We start from the raw sequence: 20785 nt of genomic DNA, 5'->3' as shown, positions 1-20785 counted from the left end.
ACCCCAAAAGGGCCTCCCGGATCACGTTCGCGAGGCCCTTGTTCGTTACAACGAGGTCGTTGCAACCTCGCAACGTCATCCGGCTTATCTGACCAGCGAAGAAAGTGACCCATGGCAAACCAGGCTAACACCCCCGTCCGTCGCGCGCTCATCAGCGTGAGTGACAAAACCGGCATTGTCGATTTCGGCCGTGCCCTGACCGACCGCGGCATTGAACTGCTCTCCACTGGCGGCACCTTCCGCCTGCTCCAGGAAAACAATGTTCCGGTCACCGAAGTGTCCGACTACACCGGTTTCCCGGAAATGATGGATGGACGGGTCAAGACCCTGCACCCGAAAATCCACGGCGGCATCCTGGGCCGCCGGGGCACTGACGATGCCATCATGTCCGAGCACGGCATCAACCCGATCGATATGGTGGTGGTAAACCTCTACCCGTTCGAAGATACCGTGGCCAAACCGGATTGCGATCTGGCCACCGCCATCGAGAACATCGACATCGGTGGCCCCACCATGGTTCGCGCCGCGGCCAAGAACCACAACGATGTCGCCATCGTGGTCAATGCCTCCGCTTACCGCCGGATCCTGAACGAGCTGGATAACAACGGCGGCGAGCTGAGCTACAGCACCCGCTTCGACCTGGCTGTGAAGGCCTTCGAGCACACCGCCGGCTACGATGGCGCGATCGCCAACTACCTGGGCGGCCGCACCCCGGACAACGACAACGCCGATTTCCCCCGCACCTTCAACGCCCAGTTCGTGAAGGTTCAGGACATGCGCTACGGCGAGAACCCGCACCAGCGCGCCGCCTTCTACGCCGAGCGCAATCCGAAGGAAGCGTGCGTGGCAACCGCCGAGCAGCTGCAGGGCAAGGAGCTGTCCTTCAACAACGTGGCCGACACCGACGCCGCCCTGGAATGCGTGAAGCCCTTCGCTGATCCGGCCTGCGTGATCGTCAAGCACGCCAACCCCTGCGGTGTCGCCATCGGCGCCGACATCCGCCAGGCCTACGACCTGGCCTTTGCCACCGACCCCACCTCCGCCTTCGGTGGCATCATTGCCTTCAACCGTGAGCTGGACGCCGAAACCGCCAAGGCCATCATCGATCGCCAGTTTGTGGAAGTGATCATCGCGCCGACCGTGGCACCGGAAGCCGTGGAAATCGTTGCCGCGAAGAAGAACGTGCGCCTGCTGGCCTGCGGCGAGTTCGATGGTGAGCGTGCCAAAGCGCTGGACTACAAGCGCGTGACTGGCGGCCTGCTGGTGCAGGATCGTGACCTGGGCATGGTCGCCATGGAAGACGTGAAAGTGGTCACCGAGCGCCAACCCAGCGAAGCCGAACTGAACGACCTGCTGTTCGCCTGGGAAGTAGCCAAGTACGTCAAGTCCAACGCCATTGTCTACGCCAAAGCCGGCCGTACTATCGGCATTGGTGCCGGCCAGATGAGCCGGGTCTACAGCGCCAGGATCGCCGGTATCAAGGCCGCGGATGAAGGCCTGGAAGTGAAGGGCTCGGTGATGTCCTCGGACGCGTTTTTCCCGTTCCGTGACGGCATCGACGCCGCAGCGGCTGCCGGCATCACCGCCGTGATCCAGCCCGGCGGCTCCATGCGTGACCAGGAAGTGATTGACGCCGCCAACGAGCATGGCATTGCCATGGTGTTTACTGGTATGCGGCATTTCAGGCACTGACCGTTGAACCCGGGGTCTGAAGAAAGCCTTCTTCTGACCCCGGGTTTGAAGATGGGGTCAGATGAAAGCTTTCATCAGACCCCGGCGATGGAATGAAATTGGGGTCTGAAGAAAGCCTTCTTCTGACCCCGACTTAACAAGGTACAAGCTCATGAACATTCTGGTAATCGGCAGTGGCGGACGCGAGCATGCCCTGGCCTGGAAGGCTGCCCAGTCTCCGGATGCGGACAAGATTTTCGTGGCGCCGGGCAACGCCGGTACAGCCCGGGAGCCAGGCCTGGAAAATATCGATATCGACGTCATGGATCTCGAGGGCCTGGCCAACTTCGCCGCTGACAATAACGTCGGCCTGACCATCGTCGGCCCGGAAGCCCCCCTGGTGGCCGGCGTGGTGGACCAGTTCGAGGCCCGCGGCCTGCGCATCTTTGGCCCCAGCGCCGGTGCCGCCCAACTGGAAGGCTCCAAGGCCTTCACCAAGGACTTCCTGGCGCGCCAGCAGATCCCAACCGCCGCCTACGCCAACTTTACCGATGTCGACGAAGCCCTGGCCTACGTACGTGAACAGGGCGCCCCGATTGTGGTCAAGGCTGACGGCCTGGCCGCTGGCAAGGGCGTGATTGTCGCCATGACCCTCGAGGAAGCCGAGGACGCCATCCGCGACATGCTGGCCGGAAATGCCTTCGGCGACGCCGGTAGCCGGGTCGTCATCGAGGAATTCCTGGAGGGCGAGGAAGCCTCCTTCATCGTGATGGTGGACGGCGAGCACGTACTGCCCATGGCCACCTCCCAGGACCACAAGCGCGTCGGCGACGGTGACACTGGCCCCAACACCGGTGGCATGGGTGCCTATTCCCCCGCACCGGTGGTTACCGCCGATGTGCACCAGCGCATCATGGATGAGGTGATCTATCCCACCGTGAAGGGTATGGCTGCCGAAGGCTATCCCTACAAGGGGTTCCTGTACGCCGGCCTGATGATTGATAACGATGGCGCCCCCAAGGTGATCGAATTCAACTGCCGTTTCGGTGATCCGGAGACCCAGCCGATCATGCTGCGCATGAAGTCCGACCTGGTGGAGCTGTGCCAGGCAGCCGTTGACGGCAAGCTGGACCAGTGCAAATCCGAGTGGGACGACCGCGCCTCCGTAGGCATCGTGCTGGCAGCCGGAGGCTACCCGGGCAGCTACAACAAGGGTGACGTCATTTCCGGCCTGCCGGAGACGGAAGTCGAGGGCGAGAAAGTGTTCCACGCCGGTACCCGGCTTGATGGCGACCAGGTTGTCACCAGCGGTGGCCGCGTGCTGTGCGCCACTGCCCTGGGCAACAGCGTCACCGAGGCCCAGAAACGGGCCTACGAGCTGGCTGGCAAGATTCAGTGGGATGGTGTGTTCTACCGCAAGGACATCGCCTATCGGGCGATTGCGCGGGAGCAGGCCTGATCCGGCGCGAAAGCGATCGACATTGCGAGATTTGGAGCCCGGTCTAGCGCCGGGCTTTTTTACGCCCGGATCTGTCCGTTAACACCTTCTGCGACTACACCCGGTTCCTGAAAAACGGTAGCCTTGCAGTCATTGCCTTCTCAACTGAATAGTCGTACCCATGCCTGAAGCGATATGGATTTCGTTTGCCTTTGTGCTTGGCCTTGCAGTCAAGTCCGTGGGCTTGCCGCCCCTGGTCGGTTACCTGGCCGCCGGCTTTGTGCTCAGTGGCCTTTCGGCTACCACAGAGCTAACCATCGAGGCGACGGACGAGCTTGGCCATATCGCTCACCTGGGCGTGCTGCTCCTGCTGTTCACCGTAGGGCTGAAGCTGAAGCTACGCTCCATCGTCAGCCCTGAAGTCATTGGTGGCAGCCTGCTGCATTTTGCCATCACCTGCGCCGTTTTTGCCCCCGGACTGGTTCTGTTGATGGACCTGGAGTGGCAAACCGCGCTCATGCTGGCGGTAGCCCTGTCTTTCTCGTCCACGGTCCTGGCCGCCAAGGTGCTGGAATCCAAGCGCGAACTCCGGGCCTTCCACGGCCGGGTGGCTATCGGCATCCTCATCATGCAGGACCTGATTGCCCTGGTGGTGATGAGCCTGGCCGCCGGCCAGACACCCTCCCAATGGGCCCTGATTGTGTTTGGTCTGCCGCTACTGAGGCCGCTGCTGTTCCGCCTGCTTGATGCCAGCGGTCACGACGAGCTGCTGGTCCTCCTTGGACTTTTGCTCGCACTGGTACTTGGCGGGTATGGATTCGAATCGGTGGGGCTGAGCTCGGAGCTCGGAGCTCTGGTGTTCGGCGCCATGCTGGCAAAGCACCCACGTTCCCAGGAACTGGCCAAGTCGCTCTGGAGCGTCAAGGAAATGTTCCTGGTGGGTTTTTTCCTGCAGATCGGTATCGGCGGCCTGCCGGACGGTCAGGCATTGATCTTTGCGGTGGTCGCTGCGCTGGTATTGCCGCTGAAAGGCATCCTGTTTTTCTTCCTGCTTCTTGCCTTCCGCCTGCGAGCCCGCAGTGGCTTCCTCAGTTCGCTCGCCCTGACCAACTACAGTGAATTCGGCCTGATTGTCGCCAGCATTGCCCTGCCCCAGTGGCTGGTGCCGCTGGCCATCTCCGTGGCACTGTCTTTCCTGTTTTCGGCACCTTTGAACCGTTTTGCCCATTCACTTTACGAGCGGCTGGCACACAGACTTGATCCTTTCGAGAGCCGCAAACACCATCCGGACGAGCAACCGATCTCCCTCGGCAATACCAGGGTCCTGATCATGGGCATGGGTCGCACCGGGACCGCGGCATACGACTGGCTGAAGGACCAGGAGCCCGACCTCATGGGGCTGGACTCGGATCCGGCCAAAGCGCTCCAACACCAGAAAGAAGGACGCAACGTGGTCTTCGCCGATGCCGAGGATTCCTCATTCTGGAATGCCCTGCATATGCCGGCAGTGCAAGCGGTCATCCTGGCCCTCGGTGACATCGAGGGGAAACTGATTGCCGCCCGTACCCTCCGGAAAATGGGCTTCAAGGGCTACATAGTTGCCCACACCATGTTCACCGACGAGGCACGCCAGATTCGCCAGGCGGGCGCCGACGACGCCTACCTCACCATGAACGAAACCGGGGTGGCCCTGGCCAGCCACATCCTCAACAAGTCCCCGTCCGCCAATAAGCATCCGGGCGAACACTAGAGCGCACAGGTCCGGAACCCGGTAAAGACATCATTGCGCAGCGGCAGGTAAGCCTGCCGGTAGGTGCCGCGAATCAGGTTCGATGAGGTGGCGCAGCTGCCGCCCTTGGTGACTTTGTGGTCGCCGAACTGAAGGGTCGACATGAATGGGTACATGTCCACCTTGAAGCCGTCATAGGGCAGGAACTGGTTGCTGGTCCACTCCCAAACCGAACCGATCATCTGCCGGCAACCGAACGGGCTCTCGCCCGCCGGATAGTCCCAGATCGGGTTCTGGGCCTGGTTGCTGCCATCCATATCAGCATGCTGCAGAGTCGGCGCCTCGTTGCCCCAGGGAAAACGGCGGAAGGTCTCTCCCGATCGATTGGCCAGCGCCGCCACCTCCCATTCATATTCGGTCGGCAAGCGACGTCCCGCCCAGTTGCACCAGGCTTCGGCCTCCCAGTAGGTCACATGGGTCACCGGAGCGTCCGGGTTCAACGGCTGCCACTGGTCGAACAGCCGCTCCTGCCACTGGTTTTCATGCCAGCGCCAGTACACCGGATGCCTGGGGGCACGCAGAAGTGGTTCTTCCAGGCCATGCACCAGGCTTACATCCTGCTCTGTTTCCAGCCACTTGCGGCCACCAAAGGACCAGAACTCGGGACGCTGGTAACCGCCATCGTCAATAAAAGCCCGGAATTCACGATTGCTGACCAGCGTCCGACTGATCCGGAAGGCATCCAGCTCTACCTCAAAGCGCGGTTTCTCGTTATCAAAGGCGAAGTCCTCGCGCGCATATGCCTCCGAGCTTCCCGGCATACCAATGAACCAGCGACCGGCCGGCACCTCTGCATCTCCCGAAACCGGCTCTGACGGGGCCGGGCGATCGCCGACGTAATCCGGCGGCGCCGGGTAAGCCACCGTTTGCCGACACCAGATCAGCGATTCTATGTGCATGTTCTGGTGGAAGATCGCATAACGGTATAGGTACAGGTCCTCGTCCGTCAGCGGCTTACTGTGGATGCGTTCGGCCATCCGGTCATAGATGGTACGGAAGTAGGCGAGGGTCTTGTCCCGGCCCGGGAACAGGTCGGACCGCCAGCGGTCGCGATGTTCGACATGAAAGGAATCCCACAGATCGTCCATGGCCGGATCGTAGCTGGATGTGCCATCCAGCAGATTGAATACGAAGACCTCGTAGAAAAACGCGGAGTGCCCCATCTCCCAGAGTGGTGGATTAACGCCGGGGTGATATGGCACATCAAGTTTATCTTCGGGCAAGGTGCAGATCAGGCGTTCGGTCCGGGCACGGGCCTGCTCCAGCTCTGCCAGGAGGTTGGCTTTTACATCGTCAGATTGCATGGGTTCGGATCCCCGGGAAAATGCTTTGGAAAAGGATAACAGACATGAAACCACCGGTGGCAGACGCCGCCGTTTACCTGTCTATCGATACGACGGCTCTACCCGCGTCAGATGACCTAGCCCCAGACCCAGAGAATCATCGGCACCGCAACGGCGGTCACAATCACCGAGAGCGGCAAGCCCAGCCGCCAGTAGTCGCCGAAGCGATAACCTCCGGGCTCCATCACCAGGGCGTTGGACTGGTGGCCGATGGGGGTCAGGAAGGCACAGGAGGCTCCGATTGCCACCGCCATCAGTGTGGCATCGGAGGCCAGTCCCAGCTGGGCCGCGATGCCCAGCGCAATCGGCGCCACCAATATTGCCGCCGCGGCATTGTTGACCACATTGGACAGTAACATGGTGCCTGCCAGGATGATGGTCAGCACCATCCAGGGCGCCTGCCCCTCGGCTATCGCGAGTATCTGCGTGGCGATGACCTCCGCCCCTCCGGTGGTTTCCAGGGCCCGACCCACCGGAATCATCGCCGCCAGCAGGACAATCACCGACCAGTCGATGGCACGGTAGGCTTCTGCGGCATCCAGCAGACGAGCAAGCACCATCATGACGGCACAGGCCACCAGCGCCACCGGGGGCGTCAGCCATCCGGCAATAATGACAAGGATGGCGGCGGCGAACAGAGAACCGGCCAGCACCAGATTCTTTTCCCGCCCGAGGGTCAGCCCACGCTCCGCCAGCGGCAGGCATCCCAGGGTCTTCAGGGCGCCGGTCAGGCTGTCTTCAAAACCCTGGACCAGAAGAATATCGCCGGAGCGCAGCCGGATATCCGCCAGCCGCTGCTTCAACCGATGGCCCTGGCGCGCCACCGCGACGATATTCAGACCATAACGTTCCCGCAGGTTCAGGCGGTTTGCAGTGCGTCCGATCAACCGGGACGAAGGGCTGATCACCGCCTCCACCAGTTGCACATCGCCGGTAGCGAGCTGCTTCTCGGCATCCCGCAGGCCCTCACCCTCCTCTTCATCTTCCTCCGAGACCGTGTGGGGCAGTATCAGGCCGGTGTGATCCAGAAATTCCTGCAGACTGTCGGTATCCGCCTCCACCAGCAACACATCCTGCTCCCGGAGCACGGTAAAGGTCGAGGGCGCGGGTGATGTCTTGTCGCCCCGGATCAGCGCCAGGACCACGAGGCTTTTCTCGGAATCTCCGGTGGTCAGCAGATTGTGCAGGGTACTGCCGGCGTAGTCAGACCCTTCCGGAACCTGAAGCTCGGTCACATAGTCACCGACACTGAACAGTTTGTCGCCCTCGGCAGGGTCGTCGCGCCTCGGCGTCAGTCGCCAGCCAACCAGACCGATAAACAGGATACCCGCCACAGTAACGGCCAGGCCCACCGGAGCGAAGTCGAACAGCCCGAAGGAGCCGGCTTCCCGGTAACTGGCAATAATGATGTTTGGCGGAGTACCGATCAGGGTCATGGTGCCGCCCAACAGGGAGCCGAACGCCAGCGGCATCAATAACAGGGAAGGCGAGCGCCCGGCCTGCCGGGACATCCAGACCGCTACCGGCATCAACAGCGCCAGAGCCCCGACGTTGTTGATGAAGCCGGAGCACAGGGCGACAACGAGAGTCAGCGTCACCACCTGAAGCACCGCGTTGCGCCCCACCCGGGCCAGCAGCCGGGCAACGGCATCCACTACCCCGCCATTCACCAGTCCCTGACTGATTACCAGCACCGCCGCAACGGTGATCACCGCCGGATGGCCAAACCCCGAAAACAGCTCATCGGCGGGAACCAGACCTGCTATGGCCACCGCCAGCAGGGACAGCATGGCGACGACGTCGAACCGCAACCGGTTCCAGATGAACAGTCCCAGTGTGATCCCGAGAATCAGAAAGATCAGCCATTGTTCAGACAACATGAATAAGCAGCATCCAGATGCAAAGCCCTTTAAGCAACCATAGCCCGACAATAGGGGGTTTGACAGAACCCCCTGGGACAAAGGGCCCTGCGGACAGGACAGACAAACAAAAACCCCGGGCAGCTTATGCTACCCGGGGTCTTTGGGAGCCGGTGAGCGCCTGAGCCCTCACCGAGACAACAGGAACCGGTTGATTAACCGAACTGGTTCATGGTGTTGTCCTTACCACCGGCCTTCAGAGCCGCGTCACCTGCGAAGAACTCTTTGTGGTCATCACCGATGTTGGAACCGGCCATGTCCTGGTGCTTCACGGTGGCGATACCCTGACGGATTTCCTTGCGCTGGACACCCGCAACGTAGGCCAGCATGCCTTCGTCGCCGAAGTAGCCCTTGGCCAGGTTGTCGGTGGACAGGGCTGCAGTGTGGTACGTCGGCAGTGTGATCAGGTGGTGGAAGATACCTGCTTCACGGGACGCGTCACGCTGGAAGTTCTGACACCACTGGTCGGCCAGCTGGGCCAGCTCGGTGCTGTCGTACTCTTCGCTCATCAGCTTGTCGCGGTCGTAGGCAGAGACGTCCTTGCCTTCTTCCTTCCAGGCATCGAACACCTGCTGACGGAAGTTCAGGGTCCAGTTGAAGGACGGGCTGTTGTTATAGACCAGCTTGGCATCGGGCACCACTTCACGGATGCGGTTAACCATGCCGGCGATCTGGCCAACGTGGGGCTTCTCGGTTTCGATCCACAGCAGGTCAGCGCCGTTCTGCAGGCTGGTGATGCAGTCCAGAACAACACGGTCTTCGCCAGTGCCCGGACGGAACTGGAACAGACCGGAAGCCAGACGCTTCGGCTTCATCAGCTTGCCGTTGGACTTGATCACAACGTCACCGTTGTTGATCTCGGAAGCATCCTCGATGTAGTCACCGTCCAGGAAGCTGTTGTACTGGTCGCCCAGGTCACCCGGCTCGTCGGTAACGGCCAGCTTCTGGGTCAGGCCTGCGCCCAGGGAGTCGGTACGGGCAACGATCACACCGTCGTCAACACCCAGCTCCAGGAACGCCAGACGAACTGCGTTGATCTTGGACAGGAAGTCGGCGTGCGGAACAGTGACCTTGCCGTCCTGGTGACCACACTGTTTCTCGTCGGATACCTGGTTCTCAATCTGGATACAGCAGGCACCGGCTTCGATCATCTTCTTGGCCAGCAGGTAGGTCGCTTCAGCGTTACCGAAACCGGCGTCGATGTCGGCAATGATCGGCACGATGTGGGTTTTGTGGTTGTCGATCTGCTGCTCGATTTCCTTGGCCTTTGCGTTGTCACCGGCATTCTCGGCTTCTTCCAGGGCGCGGAACAGGTGGTTCAGTTCCCAGGCGTCTGCCTGGCGCAGGAAGGTGTACAGCTCTTCGATCAGGCCGGAAACGGCAGTCTTCTCGTGCATGGACTGGTCAGGCAGCGGACCGAACTCGGAACGCAGGGCGGCAACCATCCAGCCGGACAGGTACAGGTAACGACGCTTGGTGGTGCCGAAGTGCTTCTTGATGGACAGCATCTTCTGCTGACCGATGAAGCCGTGCCAGCAGCCCAGGGACTGGGTGTACTGGGAAGTGTCCTTGTCGTAGTTCGCCATGTCCTCGCGCATGATCTTGGCGGTGTACTTGGCGATGTCCAGACCAGTCTTGAACTTGTTCTGGGCGCGCATGCGAGCGGCGTGCTTCGGGTTGATTGCATTCCAGGTCGGGTGCTGCTTCAACAGGGAAGCGATCTGGTCAACGTCTTGTGCGTAGGGCATGGGTCTCATCCTTTCTACGTTGGTTTTCTGATCATGTGCGGAGACACTTTTCAGCATCAGCCGAAGCCAGCTTCCTGCTCACTTTATGATCAGCTCGCTGGCGATGACGAGTACTCTAGTACGTTCAAATTTATAATTGAAATTTATATAGATTATTTTCGGCATTTTCTTCATGAATGATTGATCTGGTGCAGGAAAAGCCGAAGAAAAACCCGGAAATACAGAGTTTACGAGGCAACCTGGCCAGTCTGGGAAATCACCACCAGGCGGTCTCCGGGCTGGATATCGAGGTAGTCCCGCCGTGGCGGGTTGAGGCAGAGGTGACGGCCATACTCGTCGGCCCGCTGCCGGAAAATACCAAGCGCCAGTTCGCCTTCCCGAGCCAGGATCTTCTCCAGAAGGTGGAAATCGACACTCGCCGGCAGCGGGTAATCCGCCGGATCCCGGAACTGGATTTCGGCGCCCCCCACAGTGAACAACTCTTCAAGCACCATCCTCAGTTCCCGGCGCAGGGCCACCTGGGCCAGGATGTGGCTGAGAATCATCGGGCTGATCATCATTTCACTCTTGTGCCCGTACAGCAGCTGCCGGTTGTCCGGATCACTGAGCTCCATGATGAGCTGGGGGTGTCGGGAAGCTTCCGCCAGGATGTCCTCAAGTACCAGGTACCCCACCATCGCCCGGGCGTCCGCCTCCTCCCCGGAAGCCAGCCGGTCGCTGCTCAACAACAGGATGGCGTCATACCGGTCCGGCTGCAGCCGCCGCAATTCACCTTCGACCATGTAATCGGCCTCGACCTGACGGCACTCAACCGTATTGTGGCTGCCGACATAGGCATTGATTGCCTGGGTGCGCTCATTTTCCGGCACCACGGAAACCAGGTCGAGCTCAAAGGCAAGGTGCCGGTAACTGGCAAACTCCGCGACCAGGCTCGGCACCCGCCGGCTCCAGCCCAACACCAGGATACGCCGGGGTGCCGCCGCAGGCCGGGGAGGCGTGAGTTTTGCCCGCCCGCGCTGGATATCCGGCAAGGCCTGGCGTTTGGGGTCCGGCTCGGTTTCCGAGTAATCCCGGGCCATGAGGACGACCCGGTCGTCCGCATTGATGCGGGTCTCCGAGGGCGCGAGAAGCTCCACGTTCCAACCCTTTCCGTTGCGCCTCAGCAGCCCCAGGACAATTGCCAACGGCCGGGCCGCCGCAACTTCGCCCATGGACAAACCGGCCATGGACTCGCCACCACGGACATAGATCTCGTTACCCGAACCGGCCGTTAGCAGTTCGTTATAGATCTCGGATAAGCCCGGATGCAGGATGTTCTGAACCATCAGACGGCTGATCGTGGCGTCTCCGGCAACGACTTCCACGGCACCCGGATAGGCTCTTTCAATTACAGTATGTTTGCGCACATCCTGGATCTCGGCCACCACGAACGGCAGGGGCGCATGCAGATGTCTGGCCTGGGCAGCAATTGAGAGCAACGCCTTGACGGTCTCCACATCCGAGGTCACCAGGCTGCCAGCCTCATGGGCGGCACTGGGGACGATGACGGCGGCCGCATCAAGGCACGCCACGCGATGCAGGGCGTCCGGCTGGATGGCCGAACCGGAGCGCAGAATGATCTGTCGGAACCGCCTGCCGATACCCGGCTCCATGCGCAGTTCATGGACCTGTTCCGCCGAGGCGTCCTCCGACAAAACTACCAGACTGAGTTTCCGGGTGTCGTGTTGTTCGAGAAACCGTCGCATGCGCCCGGATGAGCCCAGCAGTTCTGACAACAGCGGCAGGGTCTGACTGGTCCAGCCCAGGACCACGATGTGGTTCTTCAGGGTCACGGGCGTCAGCCCACGCTCCAGGTCCTGCATCTTGGCGATCAGCCAACGGGTCAGGATTGCCACCAGGGTACCCATGAACACCACATAGCCGGACACCGTCAACAGGGTGGAAACGATCCGTTGCCAGGTGCCGACATCGTCCCCCAGGTAGCCCGGATCGGTCAGTCTCAGGAACGCCCACCAGATCGCCGACCCGGCATCCTCGAATTCACCGCCCTGGGGCACCACCAGCATTCCGCCAATGAGCGAGATCAGCCCGATGAAAATCCCGACCACCAGCAACTGGAAACCCGCCCCCTTCACCAGCTGGCGCTCTACAATGAACTTGACGCGATCAACAACACGAAATGGCAGCATGGGATTCCCTTTGCCTGATTCAGTCATGCTCCCTTAGGATAGAGCAAAGTGCTCATGGAGGTGAGCCATGGAAGCCTCAGCTATTCCCGCTTTGAAATCAACAGGCTGGACGGCCCTTCTGGTGATTCTGGTGATCTTGCCGGATTTCGGCAGGGCGGACACGGCCCACATCGCCCAACCCTGGCGGGCCGAGGCCGTGGTAGAAGGGCGGGATGAGGCCTACGACAAGGAACGGTTCCTGAACGAACTCACGTTCCGGCACAGCCAGCCCCTACCCACTGCGGTCGATAACGGGATCCGGGGCACCGGCGGCAGTGTCAGTAGCCGCCGGCTCTATTACGATTTCCGTTTTCGCCAGGACTTCGGGTTCCGGAATGACCGCAACGGCTTCCTGCTGGACATCCAGCGCAGCGAGGATCTGGACGGTGCCTATCAACGCCAGCTGGTGGGGTTCCGGCAAGCCATCGCCAACAATACCGAACTCTGGCTGCAGGGCGATGTGTATTCCGACAAATCGGTTTCCGACATCTATTTCAGCGCCCGCCACCGTCTCACGAACGACAGCTGGCTGCACGCCAGCTGGATCCTCCCGGATGCGTATTTCAACAGCAAGACCGATTCACCGGACGAGTTCGAAACTTTCCCCCACTCCTGGTTTATCCAGTGGCACCGCGGTGGTGTCGAACCGGACCTGGGCACGACGGTATCCATGACCCTGACGCCGGAATCCTCCTTCATCAGCCGGCAGGAAAGCCTGCAAGTAGACAGCGAAAGTGTCCGGGCCGCCTTCAGCCATCGCCAACAGGTCGTCAACTGGCTGATCACAATGGAGGTCGATGGGGAGCGCACCCGCCGGGATTACCGGCTATTTGCCGAGGGCGAGGACCGGAGCTCCGGTTTCGACCGCAACCATCTCCAGTTGCTCGCTGGAGCAACCTTCACCGCTCACCGATTGCAGCCAGGGTTCGGGATTGCCTACCGGGACCTGGACGAACAAGGCTTTTTCGGCCGGGCCCTGAACGACGAGGGCCGGATTCGCCGGCGTGAACCGACGGTTTTCGGGGAGTTTTCCCTGCCTCTCACGCCCGGCGTAAGCCTGCGACCCGCGGTGTACCTGGGACACGCCCACATACGGCAGAGCTTTGAAGAGGAAACCGACAGGGATTTTGACGGTTTTATTGGAAAACTGGCACTGCCCTTCGAGATGATCCTTTCCCCTGAAGACGGAGCCGTGCTGACCCTGAACCCGACGTTCTACCTGCACGAATCGGAGTTCGGTGGCGGCAACCTGCAACTGCACTGGCCTCTGTAACTACGACCTCGATCCGTAGAGACAGCCCTTCACCCCCGCTCGGCGCGCACCGCAGCCAGGGCCGCATCCAGAGTCGGATAGAACCGGCTGACTCCCTCCTCCGGCTTGATGCCAGCGCGGGCCAGAGTTTTCAGGGGCTGGAACTGCAGGTCGGCAATTATCACCTGGCTGCCACTGGCGCGGCAGGTATCGATCAGTTTGGTCAGTGCGGAAATACCGCCCGCATCCAGGATGGTGACGCCGTCCATATAGAGAACGAAGCCCCGGGCCTGGCGTGACAGCTCCGCCAGTTCACCAAAGATCCGGTCAGCGGCGGCAAAGAACAGCGGGCCGTTGATCTTGAATACCTGCCAGCCCTCGGGCAGCTCCTCCCGGGCGATGCGTCCGCTTTTGGTGATGTCGGTTACCCGGGTCATCTGTGCCATCTCGCGCATGAACAGCACCGCCGCCAGCAGGACCCCGGTAGTAATGGCTATCACCATATCCAGGGCCACGGTCAGGCCAAAACAGGTCAGAAACACCAGCACGTCACTGCGGGGAGCGGTTTTCAGCAGGTGCACGGCTTTGGGTGCCTCACTCATGTTCCAGGCCACCATCACCAGCAAGGCGGCCATGGCCGGCATCGGCAGGTAGGCGAGAACCCCTGCCAGCGAGACCAGCGCCAGCAATACGACGCCAGCATGGATCATCGCCGCCACCGGAGATTCGGCACCGGCACGAAAGTTGGCGGCGGAGCGTGCAATGGCGGCGGTCGCGGTAATGCCACCGAAGAAAGGCACCACCATATTGCCGAGGCCCTGCCCCATGAGCTCACTATTGGCGCTGTGGCGCTTGCCGGACATACCATCAAGCACCACCGCACACAGTAGCGATTCGATCGCCCCCAGCATGGCGATGGCAAAAGCGGCAGGTAACAACTCCCGCAGCAAATCCCAGGACAACCCGAGCGGCTGGCCGTCCGGCCCCGGTTGCTGCCAGGGCCAGACAAATTCCGGCAGGAACGGCGGAATACCCGCGCCCTCGCTACCATCAGGCAGCAGGTAGCTGAAACGGGAACCGATGGTCTCGATACCCGCACCGTTGGCATTGAACCACAGGGCCAGACCACTACCGACCAGGACCGCCGGCAGGTGTGCCGGCACGGGTGTGCGCAGGCGGGGCCAGATCAGCATGACCGCCAGGGTGGCAACCGCCACCAGGGTGCTCATGCCATCCACAGCAGGCAGCGCTTCCGCCAGCACAGCCAGCTTGTCCCAGTAATGTTCCGGCATCGCAGCCACCGGCAGGCCGAAGAAGTCCTTCACCTGCAGGGTCGCGATGACCACGGCGATGCCGCCGGTAAATCCCAGGGTAACCGACTCGGGGATATACTCAATGAACCGGCCCAACCGCATGAGGGCCATGATCACCAGAAGGATGCCGGACATCAGGGTCGCCAGTAACAGCCCACCCAGGCCGTATTCCTGGGCAATGGGATAGAGGATGACCACAAACGCCGCGGTCGGGCCGGAAATGCTGTAACGGCTACCGCCGGTCAGGGCAATGATGAAACCGGCAATGAACGCGGTATATAGACCATACTGGGGCGCAACGCCGCTGGCGATGGCCAGGGCCATGGCCAGGGGAATCGCGATGATCCCCACGGTAATGCCTGCCATCACGTCCCGGCCGAAGCGTCGCCCGGTATACCGCTCGTTCACACAGGCCTCGCGGAAGGCATGGGCAATTCGCAGAGAGAATAGATGGGCGCGGTGGGGCATGAATGGTAACTCGACTTCTGAAGTGGTTTGTTTACATTATATGCTCATAATCTGTACATTCAATGTTAACCAAATTAACATGCCAACCATTCAATCGCTGAAACAGGGTCCGAACACACCATGGAAAACCGCACCGCACGGCTGACGCTCCTGATCGATCCGGAAAAGAAAGCCGCGTTTGAAGCCCTCTGCAAACAGGAAGACGTCACTCCGTCCCAGAAGGTCCGCCAGTTCATCCGCGAATACGTGGAATCGAAACTGGGGCCGGACTGGCGCGAACAGGAAAAGCAGAAAACCGACTGAGCCAAAGGCCGTATACTCTGGTTATGAAACTTCGCCTGCCTGCCCTGCCTCTGATACTGCTATCCGTCACCGGATGTGTTGCCATGCCATCTGAACCAAACTCCGTCACACCCCCCGAGAGCCAGTATGACGCCCGCGTGATCGACGCGGAAACCGGCTCACCGCTGACTGTCCAGCAGCTCGCCGGACGACTGGCCGACACCGATATCGTGGTGGTGGGTGAGTATCACGGCCATCATGCCTCACACCTGTTGCAGGCCCGCCTCCAGCAGGCCCTGTTCCGCCGGAACCCCCGCCAGGCCCTGACCATGGAGCAGTTCAATGTGAATCACCAGGACGTACTCGACCGTTTCCTGGCGGGGGGCCTTGGCGAAACCGAAATGATCGAGGATGCCGAAGCCTGGGACAATTACCGCGCCTCCTACCGCCCGCTGGTGGAATTCGCCCGGCAACGACGGCTGCCGGTGATTGCCGCCAATGCCCCGGCGGATGTGGTGCGCTGCGTCGGCCGCAAGGGCCCGGGCTACCTTGAGACCCTAACCCCCGAAACCCGGGCACTTCTGCCCGAGAGGCCCTTTCTCGATACACCGGCGTACAAGGAAAAGTTTATCGAGGCCATCGGCGGCAGCCACGGCACCGGGGATGGCAAGCTTTCGGAGCGCATGCGCAACACCTACCAGGCCCAACTGCTCCGGGATAACACCATGGCCAGGGCCATTCTGGACGCGCGGGCAAACCACCCGGGCCATCAGATCCTGCACACCACCGGCACCTTCCACAGCGAGGAGCGGCTCGGTACCGTGGCCGTACTGGAGCAACGGGCACCGGGACTCTCCATCGCCGTGATCACCCCGGTGTTCTGGCCCGATGAGGAAGCCAACGTGCCCCTGGAGGCCAACCGCTCCAAGGGGGACTACCTGTACTTCATCCAGCCCCTGCCCGAGGAATTCCGCGATCCGGAACGCGAGAGTGAGGCCATGCAAGCCCGCTTCGCCAACCGGAAACCGGCCGACTGCGAGTAACCCTTCAGGTTCTGGACGAATCCGCGGCCAGCGCCGCCCGGAACACCTCAAGATCATCCTCGCTGAACAGCACCAAACGGATCAGACGCACTGAGGTGAGCCCTGGCACGGCTTTGCGTATAGCGTTCACCGCAACCCTGGCAGCCTCATCAATCGGATAACCAAACACCCCGGTCGAAATCGCGGGAAAGGCGATGGACGACAAGCCATGCCGGTCCGCCAACTCAAGGGCGTTGCGATAGCAATCCGCCAACAGCTCGTCCGACGGCGTATCGACGCCATAAACCGGACCCAGGCAGTGGATCACATGGGGGTTGGGCAGGTCATGACCGCCGCTGATCACCGCTTGCCCCGGCTCGATAGGTGCCAGCTGGCGGCACTCCTGTGCCAGCCCGGGGCCGGCGGCCGAATGAATGGCTCCGGCCACGCCACTGCCCGGCATCAGCCGTGCGTTGGCGGCATTGACGATGGCATCGATATCCGGCTGGCTGGCAATATTGCCCTGCACACATTCAATGGAAACCTGTGTCATGAAACTCCCCTTTTCCGGCTCTCCGGTTCCCGGTAGTCTTGCCTGATAATCAGGATAGCAGGCCCGCAAACCAGGGCCTCGGAATACAAGGAGCGGGTATGAAAGTTGTCTCGGCATTGATTCTGGGCATCAGCGCCATAATTGCCGCCTCGTTGCTCAGCGACGGCCTGACCGGGCTGCGTACCGCGGATCGTTTTGTGACCGTCAAGGGCGTTGCGGAACAGGAAGTACGGGCGGACCTGGCGCTCTGGCCCATTCGTTTTGTTGCCACGGGTGAAACTCTCAGCCAGGCCCAGGAGCGGGCCCGTGACAGCCGGGACGCGATCATGGCCTTCCTCAAATTACAGGCCATCGACGAAACCGCGGTGGAGCTGTTGCGACTGGATGTCACCGACACCCGCGCCAACCCCTATCCGGGCAACAACACCGAGCAGAAGTTCATCATCAACCAGACCCTGATGGTGCGCAGCTCGGACATCGACCGTATCCGCCAGGCCGCCCAGAACGTCAGTGACCTGGTGGACTCCGGCGTCGTGCTCTCTTCCGATTACGGCCCAGGCGGCCCCACCTACCTGTTCAGCGGCCTGAACGAGATCAAACCGGCCATGATTGCCGAGGCCACTGCCTCGGCCCGGGAAGCGGCCCTGCAATTCGCCCGGGATGCTGACGCGGAACTGGGCGACCTGCGCCGGGCCAACCAGGGCGTGTTCCAGATCCTGGCCCGGGACCAGGCTCCCGGCATCCGCGAGGACCAGCAGCCGGTCAAGACCGTGCGCGTGGTTTCCACTGTCGAATACTATCTGCGCTGAGGATTACCCCTCACAGTTACTGGGTCGCTACCATTTCATCGGTGACCCGGTACTCCCCCATCAGCCAGCGCATCACTTCAATGGCGGCCGGGTGGTCGAAGGCGTCGTAGGTGTGCAGCAGACTCTGGCGTTTCTCATCGCCGATCCGCCCAAGGCCGCCATCCTGCAACACCAGCAGGTCGGCCTGTAGCTGATGGGCAAGCTCGCTGCCCAGCAGCTCCCGGGCAGCATGCAGGAATGCCTGGCCATACTGGTAATCCGGCCCCCGCCGGTAGGATTCAGCCAGGGTAATTGCCGGAATGGCGGTCAGGGTCGGCTGCAGGGCGGGGTTGATGCCATGTCCGGCCAGGTGGGCGGCATTGGCGGCCGGCCTGCCCGTGAAGGCCCGCAAATGCAGATGCTGGGACATGCGGTCGCCGTCGTTGACCGGGTAGTTGTCCCAGAGCACGGGTTTTCGTCCCAGCAGATCACCCACCCGCTTCAGGTGGCCCGGCGAAATTTCCCGGGAGCAGACCTCCTCTCCGGTCCAGAAGATATTGACGTCACGGTCAAGCGCCCGACCCAACGTGACCAGGTAATCGGCCGGCCGATCCCCGAAAACGCGATCCAGCACCGGATCGTCGGAATAATAGCTGGGGCAGACGCTGAGTCGGGGAACGTCGGTATGCTCCCGGACCCAGGCCACGATATCAGCCTGGACCCGTGCCAGATCCGGGGTATCCGTGCGCATATCGTCAAAGAGAATGGCGAGTTCGTCGAGGCCCAGTTTTTCCAGGCCCGCCAACTTCCGCGCCAGCGCGCCGCGCGCCTCATCATCAAAACGATTGAAAATCTCATAGGGACTGAGCCCGACACCGAAGCGTACCCCGTGTTCCCGGCAGAACTGACCGAACGAAGCCAGCTCAGCGGCTTCTGCCGGTGGATGCGGTTCCTGCCACCGGCGTCGGAGAAAGGGATCCGCCTTTGGGGCATACAGATAGAATTCGTAACCGTGCGGTGCCAGTGACTTCACAAGGCTGCGACGCTCCGCCCAGGTCCAGAGAGGACCGTAGAACCCTTCGATTATGCCCAGTGGTGTCGTCATGGTCGTCCTTCTCCCGCACAGTGCCCGTTTACAGGACAGGACTGGACAATATCGTTAAGCTGTTCTGTCATGTTACACCGGATTATTAACTAGACTCACCCATAGAAGAGTCTTGCATTGAGGTAAACAGGAGATCCCATGGAAATCAAAACCTTCGCCGACCTGATTGACTGGACGCGCCAGTTGCATGCCCACCTTGCCCGCTGCCTGAAGGAATCCGCGGGACAACACCCGAACGAACGTGCCAGCGCGCTACTGGACTACATCAGCACCCACGAGAGCCTGCTTGAGAAGGCGGTGGCCGAATACGAGAAGCAGGCCGACCCGAAAGCAATGCGCACCAGGCTTTACGATTATGGTGTCCACAAGCCGATCGAACGCAACCGCACCTGCGACATCCACTACAAGGATCTCGACTTCGCCGGTATCGAAAAGGAGATCTTCGATTTCCACGATCAGGTCATGGATCTGTACGACTCACTGATTGGCAAGGCCGAAATCCCCGAGGCCAAGGCGCTCCTGGAAGACCTGAAATCCCTGGAGGAGCATGAGGCCATGCGCTTGGCCAGCCAGATCGGAAGGATGGACGACGTCTAATACGTACGACCTAAGTATAATGATCCAGACTAATTCGTTCCGTTCGGGCGCAATAATTGCTACCGTAAACTAACATATGGAGTTGTTCATCCCTACAGGGAACGAAACACCCGATAAAAATGACAAGAGGATAGAAGAGCAATGAAGATCCGTTCTGTTCTTTCCGCGGCTGTGCTGGCTGTGGCAACTACCTTTGCCGCCACACAGGCGCTCGCTCAGGAAACCTACACACTGCGACTGGCGGAAACCTGGGGACCGAATTTCCCGATCTTCGGTGACACCACCAAACGGTTTGCCGAGCTGGCCGAAGAAATGTCCGATGGCCGCCTGCGCATCCGCATCGACTCTGCCAACAAGCACAAGGCTCCTCTCGGCGTCTTTGACATGGTCAAGGCCGGCCAGTACGACCTGGGCCATTCCGCGTCCTACTACTGGAAGGGCAAGGTTCCAGAAACTCTGTTCTTCACCAGCATGCCCTTCGGCATGACTGCCATCGAACAATATGCCTGGTTCTACCATGGCGATGGCATGGAGCTGATGCAGGAAGTGTATGAGCCCCACAACATGCTGTCCTTCCCGGGCGGTAACACCGGTGTCCAGATGGGCGGCTGGTTCCGCAAGGAAATCAATTCTCTCGAAGACCTGCAGGGCCTGAAAATGCGGATCCCGGGCTTCGCCGGGGAAGTCTTCGCAGAAGTGGGCGTCAGCCCGACCAATATTCCGCCGGGTGAGCTGTACACCGCTCTGGAGCGCAACACCATTGATGCGGTTGAGTGGGTAGGACCGGCCCTGGATCTCCGTCTGGGCTTCCAGCAGATTGCCGACTACTACTACACCGGCTGGCATGAGCCGGCCACTGAGCTGCAGTTCCTGGTCAACAAGAAGACCTGGGACGAACTGCCCGAGGATCTGCAGGCGATCCTGAAAACCGCCATGCGTGTGTCCGCCTATGACATGCTGGTTCACTCTCAGCACGCCAACGCAGACGCCTGGGCCAACATCAAGGAAGAACACCCGAACGTCCAGATCAAGCAATTTCCGAAGGACGTTTTCCAGGCCATGGTTAAAGCTAATGAGAAGTTGCTGAAGGAAGCGGCAGCGGACAACGAACTGGCGTCTCGTATTATCGAGTCCCAGGAAGAGTACCTCGAGAAGACCCGGGCCTACACCGACATCTCCACACGGGCCTATCTCAACACCATGGCCGAAGTCGAGTAAGATATCGGCAGTAACGGAGCCGGGATCGCTCTCAGAGTGGTCCCGGTTTTG

16 protein-coding genes are annotated in these 20785 nt (G+C 60.8%); 9 read left to right on the top strand and 7 right to left on the bottom strand.

The genetic code is table 11. The features are described from left to right. Positions 1-111 precede the first annotated feature (111 nt). The 3 genes from purH to DET50_RS02845 all read left to right on the top strand — a co-directional run bounded on the left by purH (position 112) and on the right by DET50_RS02845 (position 4859). Entirely contained in the window at positions 112-1692 is a 1581-nt protein-coding gene (purH, locus tag DET50_RS02855) for a bifunctional phosphoribosylaminoimidazolecarboxamide formyltransferase/IMP cyclohydrolase (RefSeq protein WP_113861377.1), read from the top strand. A 151-nt stretch (positions 1693-1843) separates the two neighbouring features. Next, positions 1844-3130 (top strand): phosphoribosylamine--glycine ligase, encoded by a 1287-nt coding sequence (gene purD, locus DET50_RS02850; protein ID WP_113861376.1) that lies wholly within the window; start codon positions 1844-1846, stop codon positions 3128-3130. Between the two features lie 160 nt (positions 3131-3290). Continuing rightward, on the top strand, positions 3291-4859 hold the full coding sequence (locus DET50_RS02845; RefSeq protein ID WP_113861375.1) for a cation:proton antiporter family protein: 1569 nt from the start codon (positions 3291-3293) through the stop codon (positions 4857-4859). Here the strand turns inward: DET50_RS02845 and senA are convergent. From senA to DET50_RS02825, 4 genes are all read right to left on the bottom strand, one after another. Next, positions 4856-6202 (bottom strand): selenoneine synthase SenA, encoded by a 1347-nt coding sequence (gene senA, locus DET50_RS02840; protein ID WP_113861374.1) that lies wholly within the window; start codon positions 6200-6202, stop codon positions 4856-4858. The genes DET50_RS02845 and senA overlap by 4 nt on opposite strands. Positions 6203-6318: 116 nt before the next feature. After that, positions 6319-8121 carry an SLC13 family permease gene (locus tag DET50_RS02835; RefSeq protein WP_113861373.1) on the bottom strand — a complete coding sequence of 601 codons (1803 nt, stop codon included), beginning with the start codon at positions 8119-8121 and terminating at the stop codon, positions 6319-6321. Between the two features lie 194 nt (positions 8122-8315). After that, positions 8316-9908 (bottom strand): isocitrate lyase, encoded by a 1593-nt coding sequence (locus tag DET50_RS02830; RefSeq protein WP_113861372.1) that lies wholly within the window; start codon positions 9906-9908, stop codon positions 8316-8318. Between the two features lie 227 nt (positions 9909-10135). Next, positions 10136-12097, bottom strand: a complete 1962-nt coding sequence (locus DET50_RS02825) for a CASTOR/POLLUX-related putative ion channel (protein ID WP_113861371.1) — start codon at positions 12095-12097, stop codon at positions 10136-10138. A 67-nt stretch (positions 12098-12164) separates the two neighbouring features. On the opposite strand from DET50_RS02825, the gene DET50_RS02820 reads away from it, so the two are divergent. Next, complete coding sequence (locus DET50_RS02820; protein ID WP_113861370.1) at positions 12165-13409, top strand: hypothetical protein; 1245 nt, start codon at positions 12165-12167, stop codon at positions 13407-13409. A 29-nt stretch (positions 13410-13438) separates the two neighbouring features. On the opposite strand, the gene dauA is transcribed toward DET50_RS02820, so the two are convergent. Then, positions 13439-15169, bottom strand: coding sequence for a C4-dicarboxylic acid transporter DauA (dauA, locus tag DET50_RS02815; protein WP_113861369.1), 1731 nt, complete (start codon positions 15167-15169; stop codon positions 13439-13441). A 120-nt stretch (positions 15170-15289) separates the two neighbouring features. Here dauA and DET50_RS02810 point away from each other — a divergent pair, with 120 nt between their 5' ends. Beyond that, positions 15290-15472, top strand: coding sequence for a CopG family transcriptional regulator (locus DET50_RS02810; protein WP_113861368.1), 183 nt, complete (start codon positions 15290-15292; stop codon positions 15470-15472). 83 nt (positions 15473-15555) lie between these two features. Beyond that, the gene (locus tag DET50_RS02805; RefSeq protein ID WP_113861367.1) at positions 15556-16494 is read left to right on the top strand and encodes a ChaN family lipoprotein; all 939 of its coding nucleotides are present in this window, start codon (positions 15556-15558) and stop codon (positions 16492-16494) included. Between the two features lie 4 nt (positions 16495-16498). Here the strand turns inward: DET50_RS02805 and DET50_RS02800 are convergent, their stop codons facing one another. Beyond that, complete coding sequence (locus tag DET50_RS02800; RefSeq protein WP_113861366.1) at positions 16499-17026, bottom strand: macro domain-containing protein; 528 nt, start codon at positions 17024-17026, stop codon at positions 16499-16501. A 98-nt stretch (positions 17027-17124) separates the two neighbouring features. Here DET50_RS02800 and DET50_RS02795 point away from each other — a divergent pair, with 98 nt between their 5' ends. Next, a complete protein-coding gene (locus DET50_RS02795) occupies positions 17125-17835 on the top strand; it encodes an SIMPL domain-containing protein (RefSeq protein WP_113861365.1) in 711 nt (236 codons plus the stop codon). A 16-nt stretch (positions 17836-17851) separates the two neighbouring features. Here DET50_RS02795 and DET50_RS02790 read toward each other — a convergent pair whose 3' ends face one another. Continuing rightward, positions 17852-18919, bottom strand: a complete 1068-nt coding sequence (locus tag DET50_RS02790; RefSeq protein WP_113861364.1) for a beta-N-acetylglucosaminidase domain-containing protein — start codon at positions 18917-18919, stop codon at positions 17852-17854. A gap of 138 nt (positions 18920-19057) precedes the next feature. Between DET50_RS02790 and DET50_RS02785 the strand changes: the two genes are divergently transcribed. After that, on the top strand, positions 19058-19516 hold the full coding sequence (locus DET50_RS02785) for an ATPase (protein ID WP_113861363.1): 459 nt from the start codon (positions 19058-19060) through the stop codon (positions 19514-19516). 141 nt (positions 19517-19657) lie between these two features. Next, on the top strand, positions 19658-20734 hold the full coding sequence (locus DET50_RS02780) for a TRAP transporter substrate-binding protein (RefSeq protein WP_113861362.1): 1077 nt from the start codon (positions 19658-19660) through the stop codon (positions 20732-20734). The last annotated feature ends 51 nt before the right edge of the window (positions 20735-20785 follow it).

Origin of the sequence: Marinobacter pelagius, from assembly GCF_003315345.1 — a bacterium.
Taxonomy (GTDB): Bacteria; Pseudomonadota; Gammaproteobacteria; order Pseudomonadales; family Oleiphilaceae; genus Marinobacter; species Marinobacter pelagius_A.
The sequence above is the reverse complement of the archived record's forward strand: the minus strand, read 5'-3'. Positions and strand labels throughout refer to the sequence as shown.